This is a genomic window from Frankia torreyi (assembly GCF_000948395.1).
Lineage (GTDB): Bacteria > Actinomycetota > Actinomycetes > Frankiales > Frankiaceae > Frankia > Frankia torreyi.
Map to the genome: position 1 here is coordinate 139096 of NZ_JYFN01000011.1, position 11182 is coordinate 150277.

The 11182-nt window shown below is 73.2% G+C and carries 6 protein-coding genes and 2 pseudogenes; 5 read left to right on the forward strand and 3 right to left on the reverse strand.

Annotated elements, in window-relative coordinates:
• The first annotated feature begins 21 nt into the window (after nucleotides 1–21).
• From FF36_RS09615 to FF36_RS32590, 4 genes are all read left to right on the forward strand, one after another.
• Nucleotides 22–1521, forward strand: a complete 1500-nt coding sequence (locus FF36_RS09615) for an ABC transporter ATP-binding protein (protein WP_044884644.1) — start codon at nucleotides 22–24, stop codon at nucleotides 1519–1521.
• Nucleotides 1518–2933, forward strand: a complete 1416-nt coding sequence (locus FF36_RS09620; RefSeq protein WP_044884645.1) for a glycosyltransferase family 2 protein — start codon at nucleotides 1518–1520, stop codon at nucleotides 2931–2933. Before FF36_RS09615 ends, FF36_RS09620 begins: the two co-directional genes overlap by 4 nt.
• Nucleotides 2930–4615, forward strand: a complete 1686-nt coding sequence (locus FF36_RS09625) for a glycosyltransferase (RefSeq protein WP_044884646.1) — start codon at nucleotides 2930–2932, stop codon at nucleotides 4613–4615. The genes FF36_RS09620 and FF36_RS09625 overlap by 4 nt, the downstream gene beginning before the upstream one ends.
• 81 nt (nucleotides 4616–4696) lie before the next feature.
• Nucleotides 4697–5833, forward strand: coding sequence for a glycosyltransferase family 4 protein (locus FF36_RS32590; RefSeq protein WP_082121791.1), 1137 nt, complete (start codon nucleotides 4697–4699; stop codon nucleotides 5831–5833).
• A 762-nt stretch (nucleotides 5834–6595) separates the two neighbouring features.
• On the opposite strand, the pseudogene FF36_RS40725 reads toward FF36_RS32590, so the two are convergent.
• The 3 genes and pseudogenes from FF36_RS40725 to FF36_RS35900 all read right to left on the reverse strand — a co-directional run.
• Nucleotides 6596–7606, reverse strand: a pseudogene (locus FF36_RS40725) (hypothetical protein); the annotation flags it as partial.
• Nucleotides 7569–9205: pseudogene (locus FF36_RS09635) on the reverse strand (hypothetical protein). The pseudogenes FF36_RS40725 and FF36_RS09635, both read right to left, overlap by 38 nt.
• A 215-nt stretch (nucleotides 9206–9420) precedes the next feature.
• Nucleotides 9421–9738, reverse strand: coding sequence for a hypothetical protein (locus tag FF36_RS35900; protein ID WP_128423515.1), 318 nt, complete (start codon nucleotides 9736–9738; stop codon nucleotides 9421–9423).
• A gap of 1139 nt (nucleotides 9739–10877) precedes the next feature.
• On the opposite strand from FF36_RS35900, the gene FF36_RS09640 reads away from it, so the two are divergent.
• Nucleotides 10878–11182, forward strand: a 305-nt coding sequence (locus tag FF36_RS09640; protein ID WP_199865362.1) for a transposase domain-containing protein, incomplete at its 3' end; no start/stop codon positions are given.

Consider the following 11182-nt stretch of genomic DNA (forward strand, 5'->3'; position numbering starts at 1 on the left):
GGCGGCCAGCAAGGAGTTGTAGTGGCCCGACACTCGTCCGCGTACCAGCGCGGTGCGGCCTCCCCGCCGTGGGGGCGGCGTCCCGCGGCCCCGCGTGGCCCGGTCGACGGCGCCGCGCCGGCCGGCCCCGCCGCGCTCGACCCCGCACCGCGCGACCCCACCGCGCTCGACCCCACACCGCTCGACCTCGCCCCGCCGTCCTACCCGGAGGTCGCCGCGACGCCGCCGGGTCGGTCGGATCCCTGGGGCGTCCCCGGCGCGAACGGTGCGGCGCCGGCCGGCGGGCCCGCAGCGGTCGATCCCCTCGGTGCCCCCGAGCAGGTCGGCCCCGGCGAGGCCGTCCCCGACTCGGCGGTGGTGATCCAGGGGACCGGGGTGAGCAAGCGGTTCGTCTCGTACCACAACCGCGCGACGAGCCTGAAGGAACGGTTCGTCCGCCGCGGTGGCCCCGCCGGGGACGACTTCTGGGCGCTGCGCGACGTCGACGTGACGATCGGGCGCGGCCAGACGGTCGGGCTCGCCGGGGCGAACGGTTCAGGGAAGTCGACCCTGCTCAAGGTGCTCGCCGGCATCCTGCGCCCGACCAGCGGACAGGTCTCGGTGCAGGGCCGGATCGCGTCGCTGCTGGAACTCGGCGCCGGGTTCAACGGCGAGCTGTCCGGGCGGGACAACGTCTACCTCAACGCCTCGCTGCTCGGGCTGTCCAAGCGGGAGATCGACCGACTGTTCGACTCGATCGTCGACTTCTCCGAGCTGCGGCACAAGATCGACGACGACGTGAAGCACTACTCGTCCGGCCAGTACGTGCGCCTCGGCTTCGCCGTGGCCGTGCACGTCGATCCGGACGTGCTGCTCGTCGACGAGGTGCTCGCCGTCGGCGACGAGGCGTTCCAGCGCAAGTGCCTGGCCAAGATCGCCGAGTTCCGGGCGCAGGGGCGCACGATCCTGTTCGTCACCCACTCCCTCGACCTCATCGAGAGCATGTGTGACCGGATCCTGGTCCTGGAGTCCGGCTCGCTGATCTACGACGGCAACCCCGCCGTGGGCACGAAGCTGCTGCGGCAGAAGCTGGGCAGCCTGCCGGCCGAGGGTCCGGTGTCGTGGGAGTACGCCACCGTCCGCCCCCAGTCGGTGGCCTTCAGCCTGGATCCCGGCGGGCTGCCGATGGTGCAGTACGACCCGGGCGAGCGGCTCACGGTCAGCGTCGAGCTCGACGTCACCGAGGGCGCCCCGGAGCAGATCTATCTGCACACCTACATCGTCGGGCAGAGCGAGGTGCCCATCTGGATGATGGAGACGCCCCCCGGTGGGCTCGCCGTCGGCCCCGGGCGGCACATCGTGGACTTCTCCATCCCGCACCTACCCGAACTACTCGGGGCGTTCGCGGTCAAGGTGCACGTCTCGGACGCCACCACCGGCGCCCCGGTGACGACCCGCCGGTTCGAGGAGCTGTTCGGCGTCAGCGGCCCGCAGGCGGACGGGCTTCTCAAGGTCGACTACGAGGCGAGGCTGCGCGGATGACGGAGCGGAAGCAGACGGGAACCACCGCCGGGCCGGGCGGCGGCGCGGGGACCGAGCCGCTGGCGACCATCGTGATCGTCAACTGGAACGGGGCGCACCTGCTGCCGGCCTGCCTCGACGGCATCGCCAAGCAGGACGCGGGCTTCGCCTTCCAGACCTGGGTCGTCGACAACGCCTCCGCGGACGGCTCCCGGGAGCTGCTCGCCGAGCGTTACCCCTGGGTGCGGGTCGTGCCCTCGGACCGCAACCTCGGCTTCGCCGGCGGCAACAACCTCGCCCTGCGCCAGGTCACCACGCCGTACGCGGTGCTGGTGAACAACGACGCCGTTCCCGAACCGACGTGGCTCGCGGCCCTGCTGGGGCCGTTCGGCGAGCCCGGTGGCCAGCACCTCGGCGCCGCCACCGGCAAGGTCGTGTTCCTGCCCCGCTTCCTGCGGATGCGGCTGAGCACGCCCACCTTCGTGCCCGGCCCGCACGACTCCCGGGAGCTGGGCGTCCGGGTGTCGTCGGTGACGGTGAACGGGCGCGAGGCGCTGCGCGAGGTGCTCTGGGAGAAGCTGACCTATGGCGCCGAGGGGCCGGCGAAGGCCCCGTACTTCTGGACCCGCGGCGACGGCGAGCTGTGCGTCCCGATCCCGGACGGTGGGCCGGTCACCCTCGGATTCACCTGGGCGGCGGAGTCGGGTAAGCAGGTCGTCCTGAGCTGGGACGGCCCGACCGGTGCCGCCGACGGCGGCCGGGCCGAACTGGCCGTCGGCCGCGAGTCGACGACGGTGACGCTCACCGTCGTCGGGGAGGCCCCGCGCGTCGATGTGATCAACAACGTCGGCGGGATCGTGCTCACCGACGGCTATGGCGCGGACCGCGGCTACCAGCAGGTCGACGCCGGCCAGTTCGACCAGCCGGAGGACGTGTTCACCGCCTGCGGCAACGGGATGGCCATCCGGTCGTCGCTGGGTCACGAGCTCGGCTGGTTCGACGACGCGTTCTTCCTCTACTACGAGGACACCGACCTGTCATGGCGGATCCGGGCGCGGGGGTACACGATCCGCTACGTCCCAGGCGCGGTGCTGCGGCACATCCACTCGGCGTCGAGCGTCGAGTGGTCGCCGCTGTTCGTCTTCCACACCGACCGCAACCGGCTGCTGATGCTCACCAAGGACGCGACGGCGACGCTGGCGCTGTCCGCGGTGCTGCGCTACCCGGCGACGACCGCCTCCATCGCGGTGCGCACCCTGCGCCAGGCGTGGCGCGGCCGCAGCCGGCCGGCGCTGCGCCCGACGCTGCTGCGGCTGCGGGTGTACGGCTCGTACCTGCGGCTGCTGCCCGCGATGCTGCGGGCCCGGCGCGAGATCGGCCGCACCGCCGCCGAGCGGCGCTCGAGCCTGCAGAGCTGGCTGGTCTCCCGATGAGCGAGCTCGCGAGTGGCGCCACGGATCCCGCCGCGCCGACCACCGCGACCGCTGCGGCCACCGCGGCCGCCACGGCCACCGCGGCCGCCACGGCCAGCGCGGCCGCCAGCGCCGACGAACGGCCGGCGCGGGGGGTGCGGGCCGCCGTCTACAACCGGTTCTGGCATTCGATGGGCGGCGGGGAACGCCACAACGGCATGATCGCCCAGGTGCTGGCGGCCGAGGGCGCGAGCGTCGACATCCTCGGGCATTCCGAGGTCGACCTCGACCAGCTCGGCAGCCATCTCGGCCTGGATCTCGCCGGCTGCCGCTATGTCCGGCTGCCGGACCGCGGTGAGGAGGCCATCGCGGCGGTGTCCGCGGGTTACGACCTGTTCGTCAACGGCTCGTACATGAGCCGCATCGCGCCGCAGTCCCGCCGCTCGGCGTACCTGTGCTTCTTCCCGACGCCCTTCGACCACGACATGGCGGCCTGGCGCAAGGCCGCGGTGCGCACCGCCGGCCCGCTGCTGCGCGGGGTGCGCCCGGCGGTCAGCTTCGGCCAGGGCTGGTACCCACCGGAGGGCGGCCGCCGCCGGCAGTGGACCTGGACGAACGGGTCGGGCATCCTCGCCGTCAGCCCGGGTGAGCGGCGCACCCTGCGCGCCGACATCGGCCGTCCGGGCGCACCGGCCGGCACGTCGCTGCGGGTCCTCGACGCGGGCGGCGGGGTGCTGGCCAAGCTGGAGATCGGCGCCGACTTCGCCCCGTTCGAGGTGCCGCTGCCGCCGACCACCGACGGCACCGAGCTCACCCTGGTCAGCGACGCGTTCTCGCCGGGCGCCGCGGACGTGCGCGAACTCGGCGTCGCGGTGAGCCGGCCGCGGGTCACCGACGGCGACGAGGGACCGATCGCCCGCCTGCCGCTGCGCTTCCCCTGGCTGCTGCGGGACCCGGCGGACCTGGCCTACCTCGACGGCTACGACGTGGTCATGGCCAACTCGCAGTTCACCCGGGGCTGGATCCGGCGGTTGTGGAAGCGCGACGCCGACGTGCTGTTCCCCCCGATCCAGGTGCAGCGGCTGCACCCGGCACCGGTCCGGGAGAAGGCCGTCGTCACCGTCGGACGGTTCTTCATGCCGGGCCTCGGGCACGCCAAGCGGCAGCTTGAGATGGTGCAGTGGTTCGGCGAGCTGTACCGCGCCGGCGACCTGCCGGGCTGGACGATGCACGTCGTCGGCGGCTGCGAGGACTCCCAACGGCCCTACCTGGAGCAGGTCCGCGCCGCCGGGGCCGGCCTGCCGGTGCAGGTTCACCCGAACGCCCCGCGGGCGCAGGTCGAGCACCTGCTGTCGACCAGCTCGGTGTTCTGGTCGGCGACCGGTTACGGCGAGGACGACCGACGCCGTCCCTGGACGGCGGAGCACTTCGGGATGACCACCGTCGAGGCGATGGCCGGCGGCTGCGTGCCGGTCGTCATCGACCGCGCCGGGCAGCGGGAGATCGTCCGGCACGGCGTCGACGGCTACCGGTGGACCGGACCGGAGCAGGTCGCCTCGTTCACCCGCCGGCTCGCCGCCGAGGACGACCTGCGCGGCCGGCTCGCGGCCGCGGCGGTCGAACGGGCCCAGACCTTCTCGGACGACGCGTTCGCCCACCAGTGGCGCGACATCGCCGACCGCCGCCGGCTCTACCAGGACTGACCGGCACCAGGACTGACCGGGACGTGGGCTGGCCGGGACGGGGCAGCGCGGGAGCGACACGACAGCGGCGGGAGGCACCGGATGAGGATCGTGCTCGACGGCACGCCGCTGCTCGGGCGGCGCACCGGCGTCGGCCGCTACACCGAGCACCTGCTGGCCGGCCTCGCCCGGCTCGACACCTCCTGGGAGCTGGCGGCGACGGCGTTCACGTGGCGCGGGCTCGACGAGCTCGCCGGGAGCCTGCCGGCGGGGGTGCGCCCGGCCGCCCGCCGAGCCCCGGCGCGACTGCTCCAGGACGCCTGGATCCGCGGCGAGCAGCCGCCCGTGGAATGGCTCACCGGCGCTGCGGACATCGTGCACGGGACCAACTTCGTCCTCCCGCCGCTGCGCCACGCCCGCGGCGTGCTCACCATCCACGACCTGTCCTACCTGCGGACCCCGGACACGGTCACGGCCGCCTCCGCCCGCTACAGCGATCTCGTCCCCCGCGGGCTGCGGCGCGCCTGCGCCGTGCTCACCCCGAGCCGGGCCGTCGCCGAGGAGGTGATCACCGCCTACCGGCTCGACCCGGCGCTGGTCACCCCCACCCCGCTCGGCGTCGACGACACCTGGTTCACCACCCCGGCGCCGACGGCCGCCTGGCTGCAGGCGCACGGCCTGCCCGAGCGGTACCTGCTCTTCGTCGGCTCGGTCGAACCCCGCAAGAACCTGCCGGTCCTGCTGGAGGCGGTGCGCCGGCTGCAGGCGGCGCAACTCGGCGCCCCCCCGCTGGTCCTCGTCGGACCGCCGGGGTGGGGGCCGACCCTCGACCTCGCCGGGCTGCCCGCCGGCAGCGTCATCACCGCCGGCTACCTCGACGCCGACCAGTTGCGGGCCACGGTCGCGGGCGCCAGCGTGCTGTGCTTCCCCTCCCGCTACGAGGGTTTCGGCCTACCGCCCCTGGAAGCGCTCGCCGCCGGCACCCCGGTCGTCGCCGCCGACATCCCGACCGTCCGGGAGGTCACCGGAGCCCTGGTCGACTCCGTCGCCAGCCCGGTGCGGCTGGTCCGGCAGGCCGACCGGGACTCGTTCGCCGACGACCTCGCCGAGGCGATCCTCGCCCTGCTCGCCTCCCCCGGCGACGCCGAGGCGGGCCGCGCCCACGCCCGCACCTTCACCTGGCGGCGCACCGCGGAGCTGACCGCGGCCGTCTACCGCCGGGTCGCCGAGCTTTCCTAGGGCGGCGGCGAGCAGCGCCGCGGCGACGATCGCGGCGGCCGCCAGGACCGCCAGGCCGACGCGCGGCGAGCCGGGCCCGCCCAGCGCCCAGGCGGCGCGCAGCCGGTCGGGCAGGGCGAGCGGCGCGAGGGCGGGCCGCTTCCAGGCCAGTTCCCGCCCGATGAGCACCAGCGTGCAGGCGGCCATCGCCGCGACGACGGCCAGGGTCGGCAACCCGTGCCGGCCCAGCGGCAGGGCTCGGCAGGACGCGGCGACGCCGATCGCGAGCACCGGTGCCATCGGCAGCAGATAGCGGGTGAACGACGCCCCACCGGCGGCCACGTATCCCACCAGGGTGGCGACGACGAGCAGGCAGTGCCCGGCCACCAGGAGCCAGCCGACGACCGCGCCACCACCACCGCCACCGCTGTTGCTGCTGCCGCCGCCACCGCCACTGCCACCGCTCGGATCGGCCGCGGACGGACTGGGGGCACCCCCTGTGGACCGGCGTCGGGCACACGCGCGCAGGGCCGCTGCGGCCAGACCGGCGCCGGTGACCACCGCGATGCCGACGGCGACCTGCTCGGCGTGACCGGTGACGAGCGTGGGCCGGCCGAAAAACCCGCGGTAGACGTACCACCACAGATCACCGTTGCGCAGCACCTGCCAGATCGAGGGGTGTGCCCCGCCGAGCGGGAACATGTCCGCGATCCGCTCGGAGGCCGTGGGATCGCCGTAGCGGCGCTGATTGCGCAGGTAGAACCAGCCGACGGCGGCGACGGTGAGGGCAAGCAGCCCACCGGCGGCGGCCAGGCCCCGGCCGGCCCGGCGGGCCCGGCTTCCCCTGGTGTGCAGCGCGACGGCGGCGGCGACGGCGGGCACCACGGCGGCGAGAGCCACCGCGCCGCTCGCCCGGCTGGCCGCCGCGGCCGGCCCGAGCACCGCGAGTCCCGCGAGGATCCGCGGGCTCGGGCCGCGGCGGGCAAGGGCGACGGTCACCGCGAGCAGCCCGGTCACGGTCGCCATCGCCAGGGTGTCGTTGTAGATCTGCCCGGAGGTGACGACGACGAGCCCGACGGTCCCGATGACCGCCGCCGCCCCGACCGCGACGCCCGGCCGTCGCGGCAGCAGCCCGCGGCACAACGCCGCCGTCGCGACGACGACGCCCACGCCGAGCAGCACGTTGACGACGCGCGCGGCGCGGAATCCGGCCAACGGATGGCCCGACGCCTCGCCGGTCCGCAGCGGCACCGCCTCCACGGCGTAGAACAACGGCGGATGGTTGGCGGTGTAGACCAGATCGAAGTTGGACAGCCCCCGGCCGAGGCGCACCCCGCACAGCCCGTCGGCATGCGCGTCGACCGCGGCCCGGGCCTGTGCGGGCGAGGCCCGGCAGCTCGCCGGCAGTCCCGGCATGCCGGGCACCCGCGCGCGCACCGGGGTGTCGAGCTGCGGCAGCGAACCGTGGGCGAGCTCGAGGGCGTACGCCGTGTGCTGCGCCTCGTCGGCCCCGGTGAACGGCGGGACCACCGCGGCGACGAGCAGCCCCAGCGAGCTGAAGATCAGACCGGCCGCAGCCACCCCGGTCACGAACCACCGTCGCATCGCCGGACCGCGGCCGGCAGCCCCCGGCGGCGCATCGCCCGCAGGACCACCCGCGGCCTCCCGTGAGGCACCACCGTGGATCTCGGCCGCCTGCTGGGCGGCACCACCATGGACCTCGGCTGCTTTGGCGGCCGTGCGGCCGGCGGCGAAGTCATCGTCGTCCGGGCCGGTCGAGCGGTGCCGTCCCATCCCGCACCCCCCGCCGATCAACCGGCGGCGCGCGAGCCCCCGTCCGTCCCCGCCGATATGACGGTAACGCCCGGGCCGCGCCGGCTATCCAGCGGTTCGCCCCCGCAGCGCGGCGACGAACGCGCCCGCGCCGATGACCGCGGCCAGGGCGACCGGCCCGATGACGGCGCCGAGGTAGCGGTAGTCGAAGCCGGCGGTGACCGCGGACAGCACGAGGGTCGACACCCCGGATCCGGCTGCCAGCCAGAACACCCGACCGATCCCGGCAGGGGCGGCACGATCGGGAGCCGGCGCAGCCGCTGACCGTTGCGGGGGCCGCTTGGCCCGCCGCAGCGCCCGCCGGGCCCGGATCGTCCGGCCGGCCGTGAGCAGCGACGCTGCCATTCCCGCCAGCAGGCCCAGGCCGACCAGCGGCAGCGGGGCGTAGGAAATCCGGGACCAGGCCGCGAGCAGGCTGGCCGGCGGCGAGCGCACCGCCGTGGCGACGAAGTAGCCGTCGTCGGCGTGGGCGTCGTCCGGGGGCAGCACGTTGGTGACGCGGGTCGGCAGCTCCCAGGTGTCCGCCCGGGACGTCAACGGGGTCTCGTACGGGACCGGGTCCAGGTAGCCGGCGAGGTAGCGGGCGGAGGACGTGACGAGCGCCCACGGCTGCTCGCGCACCACCACGTGCGCGAACGTCCCCGCGAGGTCCTCCCGCCCCGGCGGGATCTGCCGGTGGCCCTGGCGCAACGGCGAGTCGGCGGGCCACAGGTAGCGGACCGGCGCGCCGCGCTGGTCGGTGGGCCGCGGGTCACACAGAGTACGCAGGTCGGCGCGGGAAATCGTCGAACAGTCGGCGAACGGGGCCACCCGCCCGTACAGGAAGAAGCCGGAATGCGCGGACACCGTGAAGCCCTTGCCCTCGGCCGCGCTCCAGCCCGCGTAGGCGCCCACCGGCACGGCGGCCGCCACCACGAACGCGACGACGGGGGCGACCGCCCGCACCGGCGCCCGCCGGCCGCGGCCGGCGACCGCGACGGCGACCGCGTCGGCCACCAGCACGACAACGGCGACCGCCAGCGGCCCGTAGCCCACCGTCCGCACGCACAGCGCCGCGCCCAGCAGCAGCCCTGCGCCCGCGGCGGCGGCGGCCCGCGGCCGCCGCCAGCCCGCCAGCACCGCGACGCCCGCCGAGACGAGCACCCCGAACAGGCTGTCCGCCAGCACGAACTGACCCAGGTCCAGCACCCACGGCGCGAGCAGCGCGGGGGCCGCGGCGAGTGCGGCCAGCCAGGGCCGGCGGACCGCCCGCACCGCCACCGCGTACAGCGCCATCGCGACGACCAGAGTCAGCAGGTGCTGCACGACCACGATCCGGGTCACGTGGCTGGGGCCGTCGAGAATCCGCAGGAAGATCGGATAGCCGGACGGCCGCCAGTCCCCCGGCCACAGATCGCGCCAGGCCTGGTCCAGGTAGGCGGCGGAGTCCCCGAGATACATCAGCGCCGGCGGGTAGGCGACCAGCACCAGCACCCGGGCGGCGACCGCGAGGGCGAACAGTACGGCGAACACCGCGTGTCTCCGCACGCCCCGCCGGCCTCGACCGAGAGCCGCCCGCATCCCAGAGCCGGGCTTCGCGAAGGTCGCGCCGGGCGCGCGGCGCGACCTCGGCCGTGTCGACAAGGGCTGAGCTGGCACTGGCGCCGGCGGGGCGAGCTGTCCGGAGTGGACGGACGGCAGACCGGGGCTGTCACTGTCACTGTCGGCGTCCACGGCCTCGCCGGGAACCTGGCTGACGCTACCCATCGCCCCCAGTCTCGCAGGCGGCCCGGCCGTCACCAGGCACCGGACCGTGCCGAGGTACCCGGCACACCTGCCCGCCCGCCCGCATCAGAAATATTCCCGTGGCGCACATCGGCGACGACCATCAGGATCGCGGGGCCGCACATGGATCGGATGATCCGTGCGGCCGGCATATCCCGCCGTTCAGAGTCGCCGGTCCGGCCGGACCGGCACGCATGCCGCGCGGATGCCGAAATTTTGCAGGTAATACACCGGGGATCTCGAATGCCGGAATTTACCGCACAAGAAGACAGCACCATGACGATCGAGAGCACCACCAGTTGATCCGATCGCGGAACAAACACCTCCATGGCCGGGCCGATCTCGTTCAGGCACCTCCCCTCCCGATTCGACTTACGCCGTCGACGGCAGAGGCGGCGGCGAAGGACGATGACGATGCGTGATCCAGGCCACCAGGCACACCGAACGGGGACGCCCCGAGAACACCGCACGCAACACCGACCGGCCACCCCATACCACCTACGACACCGAGTAAAGACCGGAGCGGACAGGCAAGGCAAAGATCCGCATTAATAGGTAGACCCGTAAAATTAGTTACCTAAGAGCCCAACACTCGACTACGATGGGTTATGGAAATTAGCAGTCGGTGCCACGAGGGATCCGACCAAGGAGGTGCGACTCCCGCCGCCAGAAGTCGGCAGAGTGTGTCGCATCGGGCTCGGCGCAAGATGGCTGCATCGACACCGGCAGGAGCTGCGGCCCCCAGGTTGCAACTGAGGGCCGCAGCGATTGGCTTCACCCTCTGGGCAGAGGTCGCAAGAAGCCCCAGAAGATGATCGAGATGCATCTTCCGCTCGCCACGATAGCAACAGCAGACCGAGATCTCACCGAAACTTCCGGCCAACCCTCACCGGAACACGCACACCTATCACATGAAGTCGATGAGGTTGACGCAAATTCCTGCAACCCATCGTTAGACGTCCGCACGATTCGACCCAACGACACGCCGACAGCGGTTCTTGCATCCGATCCGACCTTCTGCTAGCGTCTTGGTTTTTTTGAATTCGCGCGTACAGATTTTTCTGTACGACCCGAACCCTGCGATCCGATTCATCGGGACCGAAACCCGACCACCGTCGTAGTGCAAAGCCAGACTTCCCCGGCGCGGACGGGATGAAACACACGTCTCCGAAGGACCGGTACAGTAGGCCCATGCCGGTACGGATCGCCTGTTGCAACGTTCCCATCGAGACCGGGAATGAAGGGACCGCGTCCGGCTGGCTCCGCAAGAACTAAGAACCTCTGGGCAGAGACGGGTCAGAGCCGCGGGGATCACACGCCTCGGGGCCAGGCAAGGTGTTAGCGCAAGTCTGCAGCAAGCCCCCGCACAAGAATCGAGGTACAGATGTCAGAAGATCCGGGGCCCCGCACTCGGCGGCCCCGCGCCCCAATACCAGGAACTTAGGTTCTGATCGTGTAGGTTCGAGGGGTGCCGAGACGCGGTCAGGTGAAGGAGAAGCCCGAGGACCGGTTGGTGGACCGGGTCGGGCTGGGGGTGCTGGCGGCGCAGTTCCCGGACGCGCTGGTCGACCGGGTGGTCACCGAGACCGGTCGTCGCGAGAAGCGGACGCGGGACCTGCCCGCGGCGCTGATGGTCCGGTACGTGGTCGCGTTGGCGTTGTTCCCCTCGGATGGCTACGACGAGGTGATGCGGCAGGTGAAGGTCGCCGACGACTGGCTGGCAGACAGTGCCGGGCCGGTGAAGGTGCCGGCGACCACGGCGATCACGAAGGC